At 43.4% G+C, this 21,465-nt stretch carries 23 protein-coding genes; 12 read left to right on the top strand and 11 right to left on the bottom strand.

The features are described 5' to 3' along the window. The first annotated feature begins 6 nt into the window (after nucleotides 1-6). Nucleotides 7-399: a VOC family protein gene (locus ICN18_RS07025; RefSeq protein ID WP_216189791.1), complete on the top strand. Its 393-nt coding sequence runs from the start codon at nucleotides 7-9 to the stop codon at nucleotides 397-399. Nucleotides 400-427: 28 nt separating this feature from the next. After that, the gene (locus tag ICN18_RS07020; protein ID WP_216189790.1) at nucleotides 428-610 is read left to right on the top strand and encodes a hypothetical protein; all 183 of its coding nucleotides are present in this window, start codon (nucleotides 428-430) and stop codon (nucleotides 608-610) included. 78 nt (nucleotides 611-688) lie between these two features. On the opposite strand, the gene ICN18_RS07015 is transcribed toward ICN18_RS07020, so the two are convergent. After that, entirely contained in the window at nucleotides 689-1,033 is a 345-nt protein-coding gene (locus ICN18_RS07015; protein ID WP_216189789.1) for a hypothetical protein, read from the bottom strand. 214 nt (nucleotides 1,034-1,247) lie between these two features. Between ICN18_RS07015 and ICN18_RS07010 the strand changes: the two genes are divergently transcribed. Then, nucleotides 1,248-1,409 carry a hypothetical protein gene (locus tag ICN18_RS07010; RefSeq protein ID WP_216189788.1) on the top strand — a complete coding sequence of 54 codons (162 nt, stop codon included), beginning with the start codon at nucleotides 1,248-1,250 and terminating at the stop codon, nucleotides 1,407-1,409. Nucleotides 1,410-1,573: 164 nt separating this feature from the next. Here ICN18_RS07010 and ICN18_RS07005 read toward each other — a convergent pair whose 3' ends face one another. Genes ICN18_RS07005 through ICN18_RS06995 form a run of 3 tightly spaced genes read right to left on the bottom strand, consistent with a single transcriptional unit; the run spans nucleotide 1,574 to nucleotide 4,656 of the window. Further along, the gene (locus ICN18_RS07005; protein ID WP_216189787.1) at nucleotides 1,574-2,281 is read right to left on the bottom strand and encodes an outer membrane protein; all 708 of its coding nucleotides are present in this window, start codon (nucleotides 2,279-2,281) and stop codon (nucleotides 1,574-1,576) included. Nucleotides 2,282-2,301: 20 nt separating this feature from the next. Then, nucleotides 2,302-4,059 carry an ATP-binding protein gene (locus ICN18_RS07000; protein WP_216189786.1) on the bottom strand — a complete coding sequence of 586 codons (1,758 nt, stop codon included), beginning with the start codon at nucleotides 4,057-4,059 and terminating at the stop codon, nucleotides 2,302-2,304. A gap of 3 nt (nucleotides 4,060-4,062) precedes the next feature. Further along, complete coding sequence (locus ICN18_RS06995) at nucleotides 4,063-4,656, bottom strand: response regulator transcription factor (protein ID WP_216189785.1); 594 nt, start codon at nucleotides 4,654-4,656, stop codon at nucleotides 4,063-4,065. A gap of 284 nt (nucleotides 4,657-4,940) precedes the next feature. Between ICN18_RS06995 and ICN18_RS06990 the strand changes: the two genes are divergently transcribed. Together ICN18_RS06990 and ICN18_RS06985 are read left to right on the top strand one after the other, a co-directional pair. After that, entirely contained in the window at nucleotides 4,941-5,267 is a 327-nt protein-coding gene (locus ICN18_RS06990; protein ID WP_216189784.1) for a hypothetical protein, read from the top strand. A gap of 18 nt (nucleotides 5,268-5,285) precedes the next feature. Next, a complete protein-coding gene (locus ICN18_RS06985; RefSeq protein ID WP_216189783.1) occupies nucleotides 5,286-5,621 on the top strand; it encodes a winged helix-turn-helix domain-containing protein in 336 nt (111 codons plus the stop codon). Nucleotides 5,622-5,730: 109 nt separating this feature from the next. On the opposite strand, the gene ICN18_RS06980 is transcribed toward ICN18_RS06985, so the two are convergent. Then, nucleotides 5,731-7,338, bottom strand: coding sequence for a hypothetical protein (locus ICN18_RS06980; RefSeq protein ID WP_216189782.1), 1,608 nt, complete (start codon nucleotides 7,336-7,338; stop codon nucleotides 5,731-5,733). A 170-nt stretch (nucleotides 7,339-7,508) separates the two neighbouring features. Here ICN18_RS06980 and ICN18_RS06975 point away from each other — a divergent pair, with 170 nt between their 5' ends. Next, complete coding sequence (locus ICN18_RS06975) at nucleotides 7,509-8,741, top strand: patatin-like phospholipase family protein (protein ID WP_216189781.1); 1,233 nt, start codon at nucleotides 7,509-7,511, stop codon at nucleotides 8,739-8,741. A 182-nt stretch (nucleotides 8,742-8,923) separates the two neighbouring features. Next, nucleotides 8,924-10,612 carry an amidohydrolase gene (locus ICN18_RS06970; RefSeq protein WP_216189780.1) on the top strand — a complete coding sequence of 563 codons (1,689 nt, stop codon included), beginning with the start codon at nucleotides 8,924-8,926 and terminating at the stop codon, nucleotides 10,610-10,612. Between the two features lie 95 nt (nucleotides 10,613-10,707). On the opposite strand, the gene ICN18_RS06965 is transcribed toward ICN18_RS06970, so the two are convergent. Then, the gene (locus ICN18_RS06965) at nucleotides 10,708-11,049 is read right to left on the bottom strand and encodes a hypothetical protein (RefSeq protein WP_216189779.1); all 342 of its coding nucleotides are present in this window, start codon (nucleotides 11,047-11,049) and stop codon (nucleotides 10,708-10,710) included. A gap of 1 nt (nucleotide 11,050) precedes the next feature. Then, nucleotides 11,051-11,629, bottom strand: coding sequence for a TetR/AcrR family transcriptional regulator (locus tag ICN18_RS06960; protein WP_216189778.1), 579 nt, complete (start codon nucleotides 11,627-11,629; stop codon nucleotides 11,051-11,053). Between the two features lie 67 nt (nucleotides 11,630-11,696). On the opposite strand from ICN18_RS06960, the gene ICN18_RS06955 reads away from it, so the two are divergent. Further along, nucleotides 11,697-12,071: a hypothetical protein gene (locus ICN18_RS06955; RefSeq protein WP_216189777.1), complete on the top strand. Its 375-nt coding sequence runs from the start codon at nucleotides 11,697-11,699 to the stop codon at nucleotides 12,069-12,071. Between the two features lie 3 nt (nucleotides 12,072-12,074). Then, a complete protein-coding gene (locus ICN18_RS06950; protein WP_216189776.1) occupies nucleotides 12,075-14,378 on the top strand; it encodes an autotransporter family protein in 2,304 nt (767 codons plus the stop codon). Between the two features lie 98 nt (nucleotides 14,379-14,476). Here the strand turns inward: ICN18_RS06950 and maiA are convergent, their stop codons facing one another. From maiA to ICN18_RS06930, 4 genes are read right to left on the bottom strand one after another with little or no spacing between them, the layout of a single operon-like run. Continuing rightward, nucleotides 14,477-15,130, bottom strand: a complete 654-nt coding sequence (maiA, locus tag ICN18_RS06945) for a maleylacetoacetate isomerase (RefSeq protein WP_216189775.1) — start codon at nucleotides 15,128-15,130, stop codon at nucleotides 14,477-14,479. Between the two features lie 22 nt (nucleotides 15,131-15,152). Next, nucleotides 15,153-15,938, bottom strand: coding sequence for an alpha/beta fold hydrolase (locus tag ICN18_RS06940; RefSeq protein WP_216189774.1), 786 nt, complete (start codon nucleotides 15,936-15,938; stop codon nucleotides 15,153-15,155). A 38-nt stretch (nucleotides 15,939-15,976) separates the two neighbouring features. Continuing rightward, nucleotides 15,977-17,497 (bottom strand): aldehyde dehydrogenase, encoded by a 1,521-nt coding sequence (locus tag ICN18_RS06935; RefSeq protein WP_216189773.1) that lies wholly within the window; start codon nucleotides 17,495-17,497, stop codon nucleotides 15,977-15,979. Between the two features lie 26 nt (nucleotides 17,498-17,523). Further along, a complete protein-coding gene (locus tag ICN18_RS06930) occupies nucleotides 17,524-18,204 on the bottom strand; it encodes a GntR family transcriptional regulator (protein WP_216189772.1) in 681 nt (226 codons plus the stop codon). Nucleotides 18,205-18,413: 209 nt separating this feature from the next. Between ICN18_RS06930 and ICN18_RS06925 the strand changes: the two genes are divergently transcribed. From ICN18_RS06925 to ICN18_RS06915, 3 genes are read left to right on the top strand one after another with little or no spacing between them, the layout of a single operon-like run. Continuing rightward, nucleotides 18,414-19,661 (top strand): ABC transporter substrate-binding protein, encoded by a 1,248-nt coding sequence (locus ICN18_RS06925; RefSeq protein WP_216189771.1) that lies wholly within the window; start codon nucleotides 18,414-18,416, stop codon nucleotides 19,659-19,661. Nucleotides 19,662-19,671: 10 nt separating this feature from the next. After that, nucleotides 19,672-20,532, top strand: a complete 861-nt coding sequence (locus ICN18_RS06920; protein WP_216189770.1) for a branched-chain amino acid ABC transporter permease — start codon at nucleotides 19,672-19,674, stop codon at nucleotides 20,530-20,532. Continuing rightward, nucleotides 20,529-21,464 carry a branched-chain amino acid ABC transporter permease gene (locus ICN18_RS06915; protein WP_255532134.1) on the top strand — a complete coding sequence of 312 codons (936 nt, stop codon included), beginning with the start codon at nucleotides 20,529-20,531 and terminating at the stop codon, nucleotides 21,462-21,464. The genes ICN18_RS06920 and ICN18_RS06915 overlap by 4 nt, the downstream gene beginning before the upstream one ends. The last annotated feature ends 1 nt before the right edge of the window (nucleotide 21,465 follow it).

Genomic DNA, 21,465 nt, shown 5'->3' with positions numbered 1-21,465 from the left:
TTAATCATGATTGACCATTTAGATCACTTAGTACTCACCACCTCAAAAGAAGTGGAATGCGAGGACTTTTATACCCGCGTGATGGGCATGAAACTAGAGTCTTTTATTGGCGGTACCCCACCAGTCGAGCGCAAAGCTTTTAAGTTCGGCAATCAAAAGATCAATCTGCACATTACAGGTAAAGAGTTTGAGCCTAAGGCAGATATACCGACTCCAGGATCATTGGATCTTTGCTTTATCGCTGATCGCCCACTTGAGCAAGTAATTGAAAAGCTGAAAGCGGAAGATTGGCCAATTATTGAAGGCCCAGTCATTCGTACTGGAGCTACAAAAAAGATTAACTCAGTATATGTTCGTGATCCAGATCAGAACCTAATTGAAATCTCTGAGTTAATTTGAAAACTCCTGCAATATTGCACCAACTCAGATGACCAATCACTCCAATGCAGAGCCTGACAACAAAGAAGGGCTTCAAGACACGGAAAAAGAAGCCCCTTCTGATCGTGAGATTGAAAGCAAGTGGGACTCTGGTTATCCCAGGAGACCTGGTCACAGTAAGCGAGAAATCATGGAAGATTTATCCCGCGCTCGATTTCCTTGGGATGAGTAGTAATAACTTCCTCAAAGATTAAAAGCCACCTGCGGGTGGCTTTTCTACTAATGTACTAATTCAGAAGGTGATAACGAGTTATGAGTTGCAACGACCCTCTTTTACGCTATTTGATGCAACAGTGAAATCTTCTGGATCAAGGAGAGGACTTCCCAATGACTTGATGGATTGCTTGTGCAAGAAGAAATACTTCCATTGATCACCTGTTTTTGTATTGGTTACAACAATACAGCGATTTTCCTTTAGTTGACTCTTAACCTCAATGTAGTTCATCCCAAATATATTGCAAGTACGCGTCATGATGTCCGGAGAATTTTTTATGGATTTTTTCCAGATCGACATACCGTCGCATTCACTCGGTTCATAGGCCTGCGCTTGATTCATTAGAGCAAATAGGGTGATCACTAAAAAGATTTTCTTCATTAACTAAGTCTGCCAAATGGGTTTTAAGTGATATGAAGAATAAATTTAGAGGTGACTTATGTATATAAAACTTTAGCTCTATTGCGTTGATGAATTGAGCTAATACTTTAGCTCTACCAAGTATAAATTTCACAAATCTTTTCTGTTTTATGAATTACTATTCTCCCGGCTAAAGAGATTAGCTTTTATTTTTTAATTTATATGGGGAAGAAAAGTGGGAAAACTCAGTACAAATTTAATCGTAGCGATATGTGCATTCTTGATGGGTTTGGCAAGTGCAATGGCATTCAATAAATTTAACGCAGAAGAGCAAGCTCATGCAGCGCAAAGTATTCACTCAGATGCAATGGGTAATGCTGGGATTGCTCAGGACTAATACTTTAGCTCTAGACGTCAGATAATCTTGATTAAAATTTACCACTTCTAGATTTGGTAGGTTATAAAGGAGGTTCCTAACTATTCAAATTTCCTTGACAGATTTTTGAATATTAATACCACCCCTAGGGGTGGTTTTTTTTGATTCATTTTTGGGCGTAGCTTTTAGAAGTGATAGCCAACACCAAAGACAAAGTCGTAACCAGTTGCATCTGCAGTGGATTTTACGGTTGCACCACTATCTGTTAGAACGGTGACCGCCTTTGCTCTATTCACGGCGTAGTTCCCCTCGCCAAAGGCGTAGATAGAGCCAGATATAAATTGCTTGTAGCCAATGCCATAGACAGTTCCATTGACCCTATTGGATTGCTGAGGGTAATTTCCTGAAGAATTGGCGTTGATTGTTGACCCAGCGTACCCTACCTTTGCATATACTAAGTGTGTCTCATTAATCATATAGCCTGGAAGTAGGGAAAAGCTGAAGATGTTAGATGCATCATATGTGCCAGTTTTCACGGATGCCCCAGCGGGCGTAGTTGTAACAAGTGTAGAGCTTGCAGATCTAGAGTGACCTAGGTACAAAGCTGCGCCGATACCTAATAAATAGCTACTGCCAAGATCAAAGTTGTAGCCGATTCCGATATTGGCTGCAGGTCCATTGGCATGATTTGCGGTTGAGGAATTCGGAAACGTAATCCCACTTGCGGTTGTGGTTGTCCCACTCGCACCTTTGGGTATGTAGCTCTCGTAGCCAATTAAGCCCACTTGCCCGTATGCGCCAGACCACGGATTTGCTTTGGTCTCTGCATAAGCATATGTAGAAACTGTAATTGTAATAATGCTTGCAATGCAAATGTATTTAAATGCGCTCATTTGTGTTCCTGTAAATGATGTTATTTTTGTAGTAGTAATTTAATTGCATCAACGATATCGCTATAGCCGATCGGCTTATACAACACCTCAATATTCAGACCTTTGAATAACTGGATATGCTGGGGAGAGGTGTCTGCAGTAATGATGATGGATGGAATGTCTATGCCAAAACTATCACGTAGCTGTTGAATGATGAGATCTCCAGTAGTAGTTTCTAGGCGATAGTCACTGAGGATGCAATCAATATGATTAATATTGGCTAATTGATTTGCCAAGTCCCGGCTATCCTCTGAGAGCGAAAGGACGTTGAACCCATTTTGTGTCAACGCTTGCTTATAAGCTTCAAAAATAGTGTGGTCATCCTCAAAGACTGCAATATTTTTGGCCTCCAAAAGAAAGTCTTGTGATCCTAGCTTGTGTTCGGGTGAGTGGGTTGCTGGTGTTTCTACCTCATCTGGTAATGCAGTTGTGGAGTATTTGGTTTGCAACTTGAAAGTAGTTCCGGATCCCAAAATAGATTCAACAGCGAGGTCTGTATTAGACGTTTTGCAAAGCCTCTTGACAATCGAGAGACCCAACCCAAGCCCATCATGCATGTTTCGGGTGCTGTCCACCCTAAAGAATTCATCAAAAATCTTATCCAGCAGGGCTGAATCAATTCCATAGCCCGTATCTTTTATAGATATATGCAAGCAACCATTATGAGAGTTAAGTTTGACTTCCACCGTTCCTGATGCAGTGTATTGAATTGCATTAGATATCAAGTTCCCAAGCAGCTGCTGCAGTAGAAACTTATCGCCATTAATTCCCATATTCAAGAATTCAAACTGGAGCACTAGGTTTTTATTTGTTGCGATTGGGGTGAATGTATTGGATAGGAAGCCAATTAGTTCTATGAGCTCAAAAGGCTTTGCTAACTTATCGGATGCACCCGCATCTAATTTGCTCAAGTCTAGAAGGGACTTAAACATAGAGTTTAAGGTTTGGATACTTTTTCTAATTTGCAGAAAGTTAATCTTTTCCTTGTGGTTGAGTTTATTTGGCTCAAATAGATCTAGATAAATATTGACGGCATGAAGTGGCTGCCTGAGGTCATGGCTGGCTGTCGCAATAAATTTTGATTTAGCGATATTTGCCGCAATTGCAGTATTGCGCTCAAGCTCTAGTTCTTTATTGAGGGTTTGATTTTGAATTTGTAGGCTCACTGTTTTAACCCATGAGCTAGAAAAATATGATGACATCTTTATTGCGTATAACGAGAATGCAAATTCACCCATGAGAATCGGCCATGGAAACATGAGCGGAGGTGTAAGGCTGGAAATAAACTGACCTGCAAAGATTGGTAGCGCAAAGCAGATAAAGGTTGAGCGATGAATAGAATAGCCATAAAGACCTACAAACACAGCCGTTGAGCTCATCAATAGATATAAGCACTGTAAGTTAAAGGGAAGGGTTGGTGCAACGATGAGCCAGCCTAAGCCCCAACATGCAGTAACAGTAAATACACCAAGATTCAGGTTGAATATTTTTCGTTTGACCGATAGCTGTTGATCTTTGTTCCTAGTCAAGACCATATAGGCCCTGAAAATTACGCAGACCAACATGGTTCCTAGCCAGATAGAAAGCGGACCAAGTGGCGCCTCCTGAAATACTAAGATACCAGTGAGCAGGGGTCCAATAACTGTTCCAGCCGTATTGGCTTTAGAGGCTGTTTCAAGAAATTGATACTTTTCTTCCAGCAGCAATTCGTTGTTGTTTTCTATTGAGAAGGTATCCATGTTTTATACCCACCCGTTCTCTTTGGCTTTAATAACAGCTTGTGTACGGTTAAATACTTTGATTTTCTTAAAGATCTCACCTAAGTGCACTTTTACAGTCTGCTCACTGATGTTGAGGGAGTAGGCGATCATCTTATTGGAGTCACCATTAGAAATGTGGCTCAGAATTTGTTTTTGTCTATCGGTAAGCTGGGTCAGTTCAGCCTCGTTTGGGCTCAATCCCATCAAGCTGCACAGACTTTGATAAATATAAGAGGTGTCACTACTTTTCGGAATAAAGATGCTACAACCAGCATCAAGACACTCTTTTTCTAAACTTTCTTGTTCCAGACCTGAAATCGCAGCAATTGCTATGATGTCTTCACACTTCTTAAACTCTTGGATTCCGAATAGTTGGTTTTCTGAATCTGGGATTAATAGGTCCAAAAGAATGATCCATTTGGACTTTTTTGAGCGGACTATATTGAGACCCTCTTTAATCGAGTTTGCTGAAAATACTTGAGTGCCGGAGGAAAAGAATTTTCGAGTAAGGAACTGATGTAGGGCATCCCTGTAGACCGGATGATCGTCGACGATCAACAATGACACGGGATGCATGTAAGTCCTTATTTTTACTTTATTTATTGCTTATATTGGGAGGAATAATTATGTCATTTGTATCACGATTTCTACTAGTACTTTAGCTCTAGGGCTAATATTGACCAAGATCAATATTTTGGCCTCAACCTTTATTTAAACGACCTATTTAATGGATTTTTCTAAATTCGCACCATTGGGGTCTTCGAAAAAATCATGAAAAATACGTGGCTAGAGCTAAAGTGCTATGGCTCTCAAATGAGGATGTACTTAGGATGACCTAAGTTCATTTTTTGGAGGTCCTTATGTCCTTTACTTCATTTTGCGGTCGTCATCCACTAGCTACTTTGTTGACATTCTCTCTGCTGGTTTGTGGTTCAGCCGCTCTTGCAGGTACCAAGATCCAGTTAAACATTGATGACTCTGTTCAGGCTAATTCCAAAAATCCACATCAGATTCCTACCCACATGGATCCGAAATCTGAAAGCCTAGCTGAGGAAATTCGACTCATCAAGTACGAAGTCAGCGAAGTAGCGCTTGAGGTAGAAGAATCAATCCATAGTGTTGCGATGCGAGATATTCACGGGCAATCCCATCCCATTCTTGACTATACAACTGGCACGTCCAATTAAATACTTTGGAGGGCGGGGATGAGAAATTCTCTTTCAGTATTTGAGGCTTTAGGCAACGAGACAAGATTCAAGGTCTTTGACTTTATCTATCAATCTGGAAAATTAGGGGCTAGACCCAAAGACATGATTGATGAATTCGGATTTGATTCTGGAACGTTGGATTTCCATCTTAAAAAGCTGGCCTCCTCAAAATTAATTTGCTTGAAGGCCGGTGGCCGCAGAGGCGTTTACTGTATCTGCGAAAATATCCCGCAATGGTTAATGCAGGCATTTGAATCAACCCATATTGTTCATGAATTACTGATTGGTGAGCGAGCTTCTTCATCTGCATCCAAAGCAGGAGCGCTTCACTAGTTAGCTTTGGTTTATTATTTTCCGAATAGGCTACCCATGGGTAGCCTATTTAGCTTATGGGATGGCAATTATTGATTTGGGTCTCTAGAGTTTCTTGAAAAATAAGATATCAATCAAAAGGTATTGGAAAGAAAAATGCATCAATACCTTCTTTTGGCCTGTATTTAATATCTGAATTTGGTGGCACTGTCTCAATCCAGTTGACGACCCCGTTTGCTCTCTGATCATTAATAAGCTTAGAGAAGCCAATTTGCCCTGCATTGGGTTGGCCTTCACGATTACTCCAGAGTAGATCAAAATAGTTCTTGTAGGCATTCCAAAGATTAGGCTTGTGGATATTGTCTCCACTCCATATGTAGGAACCAGGCTTCGCCGAAATAATGGTGCCAGCTTGCCAAAGTTTTCCACTGCCAATATTTGGGGTATCCATATTGGAAGAAGTGATGTAAATCTTGCGCTCCTCCTCATGGCCTTGAACGTTCAGGATAGCAAGCTTATTGTGCATATCTCTAGGTGTGCCTGGGTTGATCGCAACTCCTGAGGGATTCAATATAGGCCAGATACGTGCGCTCTCTAAGGCATAGGAATCAGCTTGAGCATTCTTTGAGGCTCCCCCAATTTGCTTTGGACCATTTAGCAGGGCATATGTTTTTCCAGACTCTTTCTGGTCGCTCTGGAATTGCCATAAGAAACGTACGTTTAACTTGCCAATATAGGGTTGCGCAACAATATCTTGAGAGGTTTTATCTTCGGGTTTGCCATTCTCAAATCCATTTTGGACAAAATCCCAAAGATTGCTAACAAAGGCGTTCTCCTGTCCGATCTCAAAAATAAGTAAATCAATATTGACATCTCTGCCCTGTCGCAATTGTTTGGCTGCATCAAAAATGATGTTGTCATACCAATTCAGAACACCTGGTGCGTGTTGGTTTGTGATGGGCGGGTTAATATTGTCTTGCCAAAACGGTTTCTGTACAACGCTATTGCCTACAAAGCCCATACCTTTTCCTGCATAAAACTGCACTTGGTAGTTGCCAATGGTGGCTGTGGGTAAATTAGTGCCGCTCGAGTTTTCAGTGCCAGCACCAGCGAATTTGCCCTTGCCGGTATTGGCTTCAACTGCATCTCCAAGATCTTTAAAGTAGCCATAAATCACTGGGTTTACTTCGGTAAATCGAAGGGCATTGTTAGCTTTGCAAGTTAAGCCAACCGTTTGTAGGTTTAAGGAGCCGTGAACAGTAAAGAACTGATCGACGCCATTGCCAAGTTGGAAAACCTTGGCATGGGTTTCTGGTGGATTCCAGAGGCCATTTAGCTTCCCGATTTGAATATTGAAATTTCGTTGTTTATTTTTCAAAAGATTCTGCAGATCCGCAACAGAGTCTCTACTTGCTCCGACTAAGATTCTTCCTGAATTGATTAATTGGCAGGAATCGATCTTCTTCAGAGCTAAACGTGAAGCATCTCGGTTAGTTGCTTGTTTATCTTTTGTTAGAAAAATGACGCCTTGCTTTTGATCTATACGGCAAAAGTAATCTGTATTTAAAAATCCCATATCCATATCAAGTTGATACTGACCATTTTCTTGGGCGCATTGATTTAATGGTGTTAACCAGGGATTGAGTAAAGGGTCTTCGAGGGGGTTTGAATATCCATAGACGTGTGCAGCTGACATGAATCCCAGTATTGAAGCGAGAAGATATTTATGTGGATTCATAATCATTGGCGCTTAAGGTCGACATTCCGTTAGTTGATGCTCAATTATAGAATTTGCCCATATGAAGAGCCCATCTTATTGCCTGGTCTTTTTGGGAGGAAAGAGTCATGACCCATGGTGGGTAAGCACTTACAATGCTTTTATTGATAAATGGCTTCGGATGATTTTGAATGACTAAGAAAAATTTACTACAAATCATACGTGGGGCCCTACTCCTCTTTGTTATAGCAGGTTTGTCTGGCTGTATCGGCATGCCTAGAAAGCCGGCTGTTCCATCTGACCAAACAAATCAAGCTCAAATTGCAGGGATGCCCGACATCCGTTATTTTGTTGACACCAAAGAAGGTATCAAGAAATATCTTTTAGCCTCTCAAAAATTTGAAGCCTCTCAACCCAAGCGAGTATTGGAGGATAGTACAAGCTATCTTTCTCTATCCGGTGGCGGTGATAACGGCGCATTTGGAGCGGGATTATTAGTTGGGTGGACTAAAAGCGGTACGCGCCCTGAATTTAAATTAGTAACGGGCGTGAGTACTGGTGCATTGATGGCGCCATTCGCATTTCTGGGTTCTGAAAGCGATCCAGTATTAAAAAAACTATATACCGACACGGATCAGTCCAATATTTTTGTGCCCAGGAACATCTTCTCCGGACTGATGGATGACTCCTTGGCAATAGACCATCCCTTGAAGAAGCTTTTAGATATTCATGTCACTGAAAATCTATTGCACAAGATTGCTTATGAATATCAAGTGAAGCACAGAGCTTTACTGATTGGCACCACTGATTTAGATGCGGGTCAGCCTGTAGTGTGGAATATGGGTGAGATAGCCGCTAGTAGCGACCCTGCCGCGTTAGATTTGTTTAAAAGAGTGATGCTCGCCTCAGCCTCCGTGCCAGCTCTTTTCCCGCCAGTGATGTTTGATGTATTTATTAATGGCCAGGCATACCAAGAGATGCATGTCGATGGCGGCGCCTCAACCCAGGTTTTTCTATACCCATCTTCTTTACCAGTGGTGGTTGATAAGCTTGTAAACCCATCGGTTAAGAAAAGACGGGCCTTCATCATTCGTAATGACAAATTAAGCGCAAGCTGGGCGGACACCCAGCGTTGGTCCGTTTCGATTGCATTGAGGGCAATTGAGCAAATTATTAATAAGCAGGGTATTGGCGACTTATTACAAATCTATGAAACCACCAAGTTGGATGGCGTGGAATTCAACCTTGCTTATATAGATTCAGATTTCAATCAGCCTTCACAAGGATTATTTGATGAGAGTTATATGAATGCACTGTTTGAATACGCATACTCCAAAGCAGTTTCAGGATACCCGTGGGTCAATTCTTTACCAAGCTATTCTGACGGTAATAAAGTTGTAGATAAAAATCCTAGCGCACAATAAGGTATTGCCCCGGTGTTTAGTTGCGCTGAGCCTCTGGATTTTCCTAGTGAGGAATTCATGACTTGCAGGGTATTTAATGGACTACGCCTTCTATCCGTAACTGAGTGGTATTTAGAGTGTTTGGTATGATCTTTTCATCGCCTCATCTAGCGACCTCACTGCCCAATAAAAGTAAGCCACCAATGAAAATCCTCAAAAATATATTTACCGCATTCATTCTTTTGATTGCTGCCCAAGCATTTGCAGATACTGCAAGCGTGTATTTCAATGGCGACATTCTGACCATGGAAGGTGAAAAGCCGCAGTATGTTGAGGCGGTAGTGGTGAAGGGTAAGAAGATTGCTTACGTTGGCAATATGAAAGAGGCTTTAAATGAGGCTGGCGCCAATGCGGTAATGAATGATTTGAAGGGTCAAACCTTATTGCCAGGCTTTATCGATGCCTGGGGGCACTTTACTTTGATTGCGCAGAATACTTTGACTGTTAATTTAGGTTATTTTTCATCCAAGCCTCCGCACACCACTCAAGAACTCATTAGCCGCCTGAAGAATGAGGCGCGACCATTTAATGGTTGGATTATTGGATCGGAATATGCGGATGCTTTTCTGACTGATGGTCCTTTAACGATTGCACAGTTAGATGCAGCCTTTCCGAATCAACCCGTATTTATAAATAATATTTCTACTTTGACCGGTATTGTGAATACTGCAGGTCTACAGAAGCTGGGGATTACCAAAGATACTAAAGTTACCCAAGGCATGCTGCCCGTGGATCCAAAAACTAGAAAACTTACCGGTGAATTGATTGGCAATCCCAATATAGAGGCAACCGCGAAGGTGTTCGGTAAGTATTCTCGTGATTTAACGATGGAAACATATCGCAAAGCTGAAAAGATTTATGCCTCCAATGGATATACGACTGCGCAAAGTTATGAATCGACAATTCAAGATATTAGTAATATGCGCCAAGCGGTAGATCGCAACGTTATTAGCTTGGACCTGATTGCATTGCCTACCAATGATGTGGTTGATCAACTGCTCGCGACTAACCAAAATTACCCATTTGGTATCTATACGAAGGGTGATGGTGGTTTTAAGGTTGCTGGAGTACTGGTCTCAACGGATGGTGCGCCGCAATTGCGTTTGGCCTATTTCACTAAGCCTTATGCCGACACCACAGGCTTTCCAAAAGACTGGCGTGGTATGGCTGTTGCCACTCAAGGCTTAGTGGATAAATACGCCAAGTTAGCTTACGAAAAGAATATCCAGTACTTCGGCTACTCCAATGGAGATGCTGGTATTGATATGACGCTTTCTGGAATTGCCAAGGCAATACAAGAAACAGGCGTTACTGAAGACCGTAGATCAGTCATCTCGCATTCCTTTTTTGTTCGTGATGATCAACTAGATCAATACAAGGCCAATAAGATTCTTCCTCAATTTATGGCTAACCATATTTGGATGTATGGCGATGTGTATAGACAGATCCTGGGGGATGAGAGGGCTAGCAATATGGTTCCGCTCAATTTGGCCAAAACAAAAGGTATGCAATTTGGTCTTCACAATGACGCACCTTCATCTGGCCCAAGCGCATTATTTACGGTTTGGACTTCTGTTAATCGCAAAACCTATGGAGGCAGCACTCTAGGTCCCGATCAACGCATTGATCCATACACAGCACTGCGTGGATTTACCACTGTAACTGCGTATCAGTACAAAGAAGAGGCTTTAAAGGGCAGTCTTACTGCTGGCAAGTTGGCTGATATGGTGCAGCTTGATCACAATCCATTAAAAGTCGATCCAATGGAAATTAAGGATATTCAAGTTGTGAAGACTGTTAAGAACGGTAAAGATCTATATGTTCGCCCATAGCAACTCAAGCACTAAAAATAGTCGATAGTGATTAAAAGAAAGGCCATCTACGGGTGGCTTTTGTATCAGCAGTAATTTCTTCATTGCTTAATTGCTTAATTACATTTAGTGTATTTACGGTTCTTGGCATCCACAAGATAGGCGTCAAACACCAGAAGAGGATCAAATTGGTTCTCACCCAGAATAGCGAACTGAAATCTCTTCGGAGTAGGTTGGTTTGAGCCAAACCAAGAGTAGGAAGTCATATAGCGAGAGGTCTTACCGTTTACAGTGAGGTCCACATCAGAAGCGGTACCATTTTGCTCGGGATTGACCAGGCGATACTCAACAACGGTCTTGGCGTGGCAGTAAACAGCGCCTTCAGGTTTCTCAATGGCAAAACATGGGCTTGAGAGTCCTATGGATGCAAGTGTCAAAAAGGTGGCCACTGTTCTCATATTATTTCCTCAGAAGAAATTGAAGGGTTGGTTTGATTGCTTCTAGGCAAGCCTTAGCATCAGCATTATTCATAACAGCATTTCTGTAGCCAACATAGTAAAGTGACCAGATACCAAAGCAACGCGCCTGAATGTCATCATAAGAATCATGATTTAAGGCATCTACTATTGGTTGAATGATTTGCATAAGCTGTTCAATGATCAGCGCCTCGTATTTTTCTGACCATTTCCATCCAAATGCGGCGCCTTCTTTCCGAATGCTCTTAATGGCTATATCTTGTTCATACAGCTTCAGTAGATAACCCTCTATAAATTGGATTGCTGTTTTCGATTTTGAAGCAGAGAAAGGTTTGACTTCTTTGATCTGCTCGGCATTTACTTTTAGGATCACCTCGGCAAGTAAATCGCGCTTATCCAACCCTAGGCGATAGAGTTGCATTGGACTTATGCCAGCCGCCGTAGAAATTTCCCTGATACCGACGTCTTCATAGCCGCACTCCTCAAATAGCTGACGCGCAACATTCACTACGTCGACCAATCTTTTTTGCTGTTTTGCTGCAAATGCAGGGGACTTGGTCATGGAAACAGGCTTTTTACGTAGATTGGCATGTAATAATGATGTGCATAAATGATAACACGTTAACAAAATGAATTTAAAGACCTCATTTCTAGCAATTGCCTCGATCCTCCTCCTGGCTTCATGTACCACCTACCGATATGAATATATTGCTCCGCCTACTGAAAGCGGCAAAACTTGCGCCGTTCATTGCATGAGCACCAAGAATGTTTGTTACAACGGCGCTCAAGCTCAAGCACAGACAAATATGAATGCTTGCCATCAGCAAAATAGCTATAGCTATCAAGCCTGCGTCAATCGTGCGCAAAGTCACGATGATGTGAAGAAGTGCAACCCCAACCCTCAGTACTGCTCAGTAAATCCAAATTACTGGAATTGTGATGAGTCATACCGGCAGTGTTTTGCTGCTTGCGGTGGAACAGTTAACGTATATAAAAACGAGTAATCAATGCCATCAAAAATTACCCCATTCATTATTAAATTTTGCGTTTTCCTTGGAGGGGTAGGCACATTTAATGCTGCCTTTGCGCAATGCGCTACAAGTGGAGACCCGGTTTCTATTACAGGAACAAACTGTCCAAACGTAGCTATAAACTCCAATAAGTCTGAAGTATCAGTTCAATCTGGAGCTTATGTTGGAACCACTGCATGGCTGCCAAATCCTGCGCTGTTGATTCAAAATGCGACTGTTCAAAATCTAAATAACTCAAGCCTAATACAGGGTCAAACCACTAACACAAGCGGTATTCAGGTTGATGGCACAGCAGTTGTAAAAAATCTTAACAATGCAGCTCAAATCAATGGCGCTCTGTATGCCATTCAACTCACTGGCTCTGGAAGTATTGCAACATTAAATAACACCGGAACTATTTATAACAATGGTAACAATGCGATCGCCCAGGGTATCTATTTGTCAACGGCTGGCGGATCCACATCCATTGGCACTATCAATAATTCTGGAGCTATTAATGGTTCCGCTGGCGCAATTTATCTTGATACGGCAACAGGTTCAAATACTGCATCCATAGGAACTATTAACAACAATGGCTCAATAAATGGTGGGCAGGATGCTGGCATCCTCGTCGGTACGGGTAATACTATCAATGTAATTAACAATAATTCTGGCGGTGATATTCGAGCTGGCGCTTGTAATGGGCTTACTTGCTATAACTCAATTCGTAACTGGGGCACGATATCGACCATTAACAACTTAGGAAATATTGCGGGCAGCACGGGCTATGGATTCATAGGTTACAGCATTGAAAATAATGGCCTCATTAAGACGATCAATAATGCGCAGTCAAATCTGACTTATACCGGCATATTGCCAACTAATTACAACGTCATCATTAAGGGCATCAGTAATTACGGTAAATCCACTTTTTCAAATGTGTCAGGCAGTCCGATGACTTTTGGCATTGGTACTGGCTCAGCGATTAGTCGATCCAATACTTACGTTGATGTGTTGAGTGGGCTTACAGCTCAAAATTTAGCAAATAAATCGGGCTCACTAGGTGGTGGCATTGTATTAACGCAGTGGAGCTTAATAAATACATCGGGTACAAATTGGAGCTTAACTACAACACCCAGCGCACCTGTAGCCCCAGTAGTCCCTACTAGTTTTGCAGCAACGAAACTGGTGGCCGCCTTAACTACGGCATATACCTTTGCTGCCGGTGGAGGCTCTAATCCAGTACTCACCAGTGGAGTAACTTTGGGTAGCGCGGTTCAGGACTTAACAACTAATCAGGTTAATCAACTGATTAATGTGCACGCCGAGGGCTACTCATCCAATATGACTATTGGTCTTGAGCAGATGGCCCATATCACCAATACCGTGATGGATCGCATTCATGCGCCATTGAGCTCTTCACCTTCTACCAAGGTTTATCAGGATGATGAAGGTCGCTATGTCTGGGCTGATGCGGCTGCAGTCAAGGGTACCGTTAACAATTACAACAATCTTGCAGGATTTGGATACAACTTGTACGACCTCATCATTGGCGGAGATATTAAGCGCTCTAAAGATGGTGGATACGGTGTGTTCGCGGGTACCGGCTCTACATCAATGACTGAGAGTCAGCAAGTTACGCAAAACTTCAACACCACCAACTTCTATGCAGGTTTATATGGCGCTAGAAACTTTGATGAGCAGGTGAAACTCTCTGGAGCGTTGGGTTATATGTATGGTAGTACGAATGCCAATCGAAATACTCCAAATGTTGGCCTATTTACCGGCGGTAATGCAACGAGCTCCTATAAAACGAATGGCGTGTATGCGGCGGCAAAATTAGCCAAGGCCTATCAAGCAGAAAGCTTTACGGTTTCTCCATTTGTGGGAGCATCCTATTCGCAACTGTGGATGGGCGGTACTAGCGAGCAGGGCGGTAATGACTTTAACTTTGCTATCAGCTCAGCAACAGCCTATACGGCGGTAACATTCGCAGGTTTGGATTTTGTCTATCCTTTACTCAAGGGTACCAATGATCCATTGTCATTAATTGGGTTCTATAAGCTTGGTTATGACTGGTATGCCAATAGCAATTCAGCGCATTCAATTACTGCTACAAGCCCAACTTACGGCTCTTTCACGCAAGTTGGCGCCAATATGGGCCCTGTATCCAATATGGTTGGCTTGGGTATCCAGGGTGGAATAACGAAAGAAGTATCTGCTCGTATTGGTGCAGTAGCTTCCTATAACACCTATGGTCATGAATATGGTGGTGGTGCTGAACTTCGATTTAAGTTCTAATTATTTGTTCTACCCACCTAGTACCTAGTGGGTGAGGGTAAAGAAAAAGCCACCTGCGGGTGGCTTTTGTACTCCTGTAGGTCAAACCTTAATTTGATTTAGCTTGCTTTAGGTGCGCCCGGTTGCTTGAGGGGATGTGCATCTGCGAAGCTAGGAATCTTCATGCAGTTTTTAAAGATGTTATCTAGAGTGGGAGCAGTGCTCATATCTACATTAAATAGCTTGGCACCAATGACATGTGATGCTAATGCAATATCAGCAATCGTCACTTCATCACCAAAAGCGTAAGTCTGAGATTTGCCTAGCTTGATGAGTGTGTTTTCAATCGCTTCATTGCCTTTAGTAAACCAATGCTGAGCCCATTTGGTTTGCTCTGCTTCATCTAAACCCCATTCCTTATTCAAAAAGTTTCTGACTCTCGGAACAATTAAGGGGTGGGTGTCTGCAATAGTGATTAACGCCAGTGCTTTGACTTCTGCTTTATCAAGCGGGGTGCTGGGGATGAGTTTTGGGCTAGGCCAAATATCTTCAATGTATTCCAGAATGGCCAAGGATTGAACAACTTCATTGCCGTCATGCTTCAGCAAAGGCACTATGTGTTGTGGGTTCAGGGTGCTATAGGCTTCGCTGAACTGCTCACCGCCAGCTAAGTTGACTGAGACCTCTTCAAAGGGAATGCCCTTGAGGTTAAGGGCAACCCTAACGCGATAAGCGGCTAGTGACCGCCAGAATCCGTAAAGAGTAACACTCATGTGGTGATTTGCTAATGAGTGCTTAGGCGTTAATGAAGTTGCGAATAGCGTCCATGAAGACCGCCGGTGCTTGCAACTGAGGAACGTGTGCCAAGCCTGGCAAGATGTTCAAAGTTGCATTTGGCAAGCCAGCATGGAGCTCTACAGACATTGCTGAAGGAGTTGCTTCATCAAGCTCTCCAACCAGCACCAACACTGGCTGAGTTACTTTGGAAAGTTGATCACGAATATCTAGGCCGGCTAGAGCAGCACATGCGCCATGGAATGTTTCAGTATCGAGAGTCAAGAAACGTTTCTTTCTTTCGGCAACAAGTGTTGGGTTCTGCTCTTGGAACTCAGGAGCAAATAAGCGGCGCATTGCAACATCAGCAATTGCTTCCAAACCTTTTTCTTTAGCGGCACCAGACATTCCACGGAAAGCCGCACGACCTGGCTCGGAGAACATCGCGCCACAATCTGCCAATACTAAGCGTGAAGCAAGCTGTGGGTGACGAATGCTGGTGATCAAAGCGATGAAGCCGCCGTAACCATTACCCAAGAAGATGGGTTTTTCAGAAAGGTGTAAAGTTTCAATGCCTTTGGCAATATGGTCTGCAATCACGTTGAGATCACCGCCTACAAAGTCAGAACCTTCAAATCCAGGAAGGTTCAGTGAGATCACTTCATGGGTTTTAACCAAGTCTGCTGCCAGTGGCGCAAATGAACTGCTGTCAGCCAATAGAGAGTGAAATAAAACAATCGGCTTGCCTGAGCCTGATATGTCCAAACTCAATTTCTTGTTATCAATGGTTAAAGTTTTAATTGCCATGTGAATTTTTTCCTTGCTCTCTATTGGAAGACGGGTGATTAGTTAAGGCGTGGCTGGCTGGCGGTATCTTTGTACCAGTCAAATGGCGCATCATCTAATCGAATCATTACACTCTTAGTTTCAAAGTGTTGGTCAAAGGATTCTGTACCGCACTCACGACCAATACCGGAGTCCTTAATGCCGCCCCATGGTGACGCTGGGTCTAAACGGTGATGGTCATTTACCCAAACAATGCCGCATTTAAGTTTGGCGGCAACGCGGTGCGCTCTAGTCACATCGTTTGTGCGGATAGCGCCAGCAAGGCCAAATGGAGAATCATTAGCCAATTCAAGACCTTCTTCTTCGGTTGTGAATTTAGTAACGGATACGAATGGTCCAAATACTTCCTCTTGGAAAATGCGCATATTTCTAGTAACGTCAGCAAAAACGGTTGGCTCAACAAAGAAGCCGTTTTGCAGGCTTGGGTCAGCAGGTACTTTGCCTCCAGCAACCAAACGGGCTTTGTCTTCATTCAAGCCAATGTCGATGTACTTTAGAACACGCTGCTGTTGACGTGCGGACACCACAGGCCCCAGTTGCACAGAAGCGTCAATTGGGTTGCCGATACGAATTGATTTTGCTTTAGCTGCAAGCTTCTCTACAAACTCATCATAAATTTTTGCTTGAACAATCTGACGGCTGCCGCAAATACAGGTTTGACCTGCACCAATGAAGGCGCCAAATGCGGCGTAGTTCACTGCTTGATCTACGTTAAAGTCATCAAATACGAGTACTGGTGTTTTGCCACCGAGTTCTAAAGTTTGGTGTGCAAAGTTGCTACCAGCTAATGCACCAGTAATGCGTCCAGCTTCTGTGCCACCAGTAAGAACCCACTTAGCCAAACCAGGATGCTCAGCAAGTGCTTTACCAGTCGATGGCCCAAGTCCAGTAATGACGTTAAATACTCCTGGAGGTAAACCAGCGTCAACAAATAACTGAGCAAGACGTAGTGTAGTGAGTGGGGTGTATTCAGAAGGCTTAACGACTGTGGTGCAACCAGATGCGAGTGTAGGAGCCAAGCTCTTTACCATGATCATCAGCGGATGGTTGAACGGTGTGGAGTTACCAACTACGCCAATAGGAGTACGCAGGGTGTAGTTTAGATAGTTGCCATCTACTGGAATCACTGAATCACGGCGTGCAATTGCGAGGCCTGCGTTGTAACGGAAGAAGTCTGGCAAGCGAGAAACTTGTGCGCGAGTCTCATTCAATGAGCGACCGTTATTAGCGGTTTCTAGTGTGTAGATTTCTTCTAAGTTCGCTTCAAAAACATCAGCCAATTTATTAATTAATTTTGCTCTTGTGCGATTAGACATTGCACTCCATTCGGAGCTAGCAAAGGCCTTAGCAGAACTTTTTACTGCCTTATCCACGTCTGCGTCTGTCGCATGTGAGATTTGTGCAAGCATCTCACCAGTCGCTGGGTTTAAAACATCCAGCAGTTCTGGTTGTGATGCAGGCACTTCTTTGCCATCAATGAATAATCCACGAATGGGTACTTGCTTGTTAGATGTTGACATGGTGGTCCTTTAAAAAATAAATTGAATTAATTAACAATCATTCCGCGTGAAACTGCATTACTGACCCGCTTACCAGCAGCGAGTACGTGCTGTTCAGCTAAACGCTGGGCAGCCTTAATAGATCTGGCTTGGACGATATCGATGATCTCGCGATGCTCTTCAACCAGGGCCTCTGGCTTGCCGTGATTCATATTGCTAACGCTGATCTGAACTGCTCTCTCCATTAAATCAATGAGGTCAATCAGTTGATCGCGCATGCGTGGATTGCCGCCGAGTTCAGCCATGTTGCGATGGAACGATTTGTTGTATCCCACAAATCCATCTGTCCATTGGCTTTCATCAAAGTGTTTGTATTGATCTAAGGCTTGTAACTGTTCATCAGTCGCATGACGAATAACGCGCTCGATATTGGCTCGCTCAAGTGCTGCGCGCAAATGAAACATGTCCAACATATCTGAAATCGAAACAGGGGCTACGCGATAACCTTGGCGTGGAATGGTGATTACAAGACCTTCGCGCTCTAGGCTAATCAGGGCATCACGTACTGGGGATTTGCTGACTTCAAACCGCGCTGCTAATTCAGCCTCTCGAATCTCAGCGCCAGGCATGAGTTCGCACGTCAAGATATCGTGACGTAGTTGCTCGTAGACTCTCTCGCGGAGCAGTCTACCGTCTACTTCTACGGGTTCTGTAATTGTGGATGTCATGGTTTCAGAGATATTAGGTTCTCTATAAATATTGATCGTAATATATCACAAGGGTTTTCTAGTACGCCAAGTAATTTTATAAGCAATTGATTAATATAGATAAATAATATTTACAGAAAAATATTGCTTAAATTAAAATTTATTGTAGTATATCAACCAAGACATTAAAACAACTATTAAAGAGTACAAAACACCGCGAGGAGACAGTTATGTTGAAAAAGATCCACCTAAAAGCCATAGCGCTTGCAGTAACGGGGGCGCTGTTAACCCCCGCAGCCTTTGCTGCTGATCAGGCGCCGATTCGGGTTGGTTTTCTAACCATTAAATCGGGCGCATTAGCTGCAGGCGGAAAACAGATGGAGGAGGCAATAAATCTGTTTATGAAGGAGCGCAACAATACGATCGCTGGTAGAAAGGTCGAGCTTTTTGTTGCTGATACTTCTGGTCAACCAGCTGTTACTAAAACTAAAACACAAGAGCTGGTAGAAAAAGATAAGGTTCAAGTCATTATTGGACCTTTGGCAGCATTTGAGGCGATTGCAGTGGATGACTACATTAAAAAGGTAGGCGTACCTGTAATCTCTCCATCTGCAGGCGCCGAAGATTTGACACAACGTAAACCAAATCCTTGGTTTGTTCGTGGTGTTGGTAGTTCGGCTCAACCAAGTCATGCGCTTGGTGAGTACGCTGCTAAAGATCTGAAGTACAAGCGCATCGCCATCATTGCCGATGACTTTGCTTTTGGTCATGAAATTGCAGCTGGCTTCCAAAGAACATTTGAAGAGAACGGCGGCAAGGTAGTGCAGAAGCTCTGGACTCCTTTGAACGTAGCGGACTACGGTACTTATATTGGTCAGATCAAGCCAAACGTTGATGCTGTGTTTGCAGCCTTTGCAGGTGGTAACGGCGTGAAGTTTGTGAAGCAATATAGCGAGTACGGCTTAAAAGGAAAAATTCCACTGCTTGGTGCAATGACTACAGTTGATGAGGGTATTTTGCCTTTCATGGGTGACGATGCAATCGGTGTGATTTCTACCGGTTGGTATTCAGCAAACTTGAACAATGCTGCTAATGCAAAGTTTGTAAAAGATTTCAATGCGATGTACAAAAAGGATCCTGGCTACTATTCCATGGGTGCTTATGGCGCAGCCTTGATGCTTGAACAAGCATTAAAAGATGTCAAGGGCAATATTGAGGATAAGAATGCCTTCATGGCTGCATTGCGTGCGGTGCAGTTACCAAATGATCCAAGAGGTAAGGTGACATTAGATGCCTTGGGTAACCCAATTATGGATATCTATATCCGTAAGGTGGAGAAAAAAGACGGCAAGCTTACTAACGTTGTACTTAAAACTTACCCAGCGGTTAGTCAGTTCTGGACGTACAAGACAAAGGACTTCTTGGCTAACCCTGTTTACTCCAGAGATTACCCACCTGCGAACAACTTAGAAAACTAATTCGCCGCACATGTCCTTTTGGTTAATTCAGAGTCTTAATAGCCTTGCCCTAGGGGGAGTTCTTTTCACCCTAGCGGCAGGCTTTTCATTAATTTTCGGATTAATGCGCATTGCCAATCTCTCGCATGGCGCGTATTTCATGTTGGGCGCTTATGTGGGTTTAAGTGTCATTGAGGCTGGCCATTCTTTCTTTCTCGCCATCCTCGCTGCAGCTTTGGCTATTGGTCTTTTGGGCTGCATAGTAGAAAGAGTGATTCTGCGCCGTTTGGCGGGCAACAGCCTTTCTCAGGTATTGGCAACTTTAGGTGTCGCTTTTGTGATTGCCGATTGCAGTCTTTGGTTCTGGGGCGGCGATCCCCGTCCTGTTGCGGCCCCAAGCTTTCTTGCTGGGGGTGTTCAGATCCTTGGCCAAACCTTTCCCCTCTACCGTATTGCATTAGTTATTTTTAGTATTTTTGTTGCACTCGGTTTATGGCTCTTGCTTGATAAAACAAAACTGGGAGTCATGATTCGCGCCAGTGTTGACGATCGCCAAATGGCGCAGGGTATTGGTGTACCTGCCACAAAATTGTTCTCCATTGTTTTTTGCTTGGGCACGGCCTTAGCAGGAGTAGGGGGCATTGCTGCCGCTCCGATTTTGTCGGTTTATCCAGGTCTAGACGCTGATATGTTGCCTATCGCATTGGTAGTTGTAATTCTGGGCGGACTCGGGAGTTTATTAGGTGCATTCATTGGCAGCTTTTTGATTGGCTTTATCTACAGCTTTGGTCAAGCCCTATTCCCTGATTTGGCATACATCGTTTTATTTTTGCCGATGTTGATTATTTTGGCTGTTCGCCCCCGTGGCTTGTTTGGAAAGATTAGCGCTTGAACCGCATTTTCTATATCGGCATTCTGGCTGTATTGCTTGCGCTCCCAATCATTATTGGGGGCACGTATTACACCAACCTAGCGAGCCAAATTCTGATTGCCGCCATTTTTGCCATGAGTCTGAATTTACTTGTGGGTTATGCCGGCTTAACCTCACTAGGTCATGCGGGATATTTAGGTTTAGCGGCATACATCAGTAGCTGGTTGACTGTAAAACTGGGTTGGAGTCATGCCAGTACTGCAGCGATTGCAATCGTTAGCACTACTGTCGTAGCCGGCATTTTTGGACTCATTGCTTTGCGCGCTACCGGCATTAGCTTCTTGATGATTACTTTAGCCTTTGGACAAATTCTATGGGGCTTAGCGTATCGCTGGGCTAGTGTTACTGGCGGTGATAACGGAATTTCTGGCATCACTAGACCACATATGTTCGGGCTTGACTTAGGAGAGGCGAATTACTTCTACTACTTCACCCTTTTCGTATTTTTGTTAGTTTGGGTTGCGATTGCAATCTTGGTACGCTCTCCATTTGGCGCCACCATTCGTGGGACTAAAGATCAGCCACGTCGAATGAGTGCGCTTGGGTTCAATGTCTGGCTTATTCGCTGGGTAACCTTTACTGCTTGTGGCTTCTTCGGTTCCATCGGTGGAATTATGTATGTCTACTATCACCAATTTATTAGTCCACACAGCCTTTCATTAGCAAACTCTGCTGAGATGCTCTTGATGGTGATTGCTGGTGGAGCTGGTACCTTGATGGGTCCAGTCATCGGCGCTGCTTTAGTCATGCTATTAAAGAACGTGGCAAGTCAATATGTTGATCACTGGGTAACTTTATTAGGTTTGGTATTTATTTTCATTGTGATGTTCATTCCAGGTGGCATTGTTGCTGGTTTTGAGCGTATTAAAAATGCACTCAACTCAAATAAGTAAA

This window comes from Polynucleobacter parvulilacunae (assembly GCF_018881715.1).
GTDB classification, from domain to species: domain Bacteria; phylum Pseudomonadota; class Gammaproteobacteria; order Burkholderiales; family Burkholderiaceae; genus Polynucleobacter; species Polynucleobacter parvulilacunae.
Note: the sequence above shows the minus strand (reverse complement) of the source record. Positions and strands in the feature narration are given on the sequence as shown.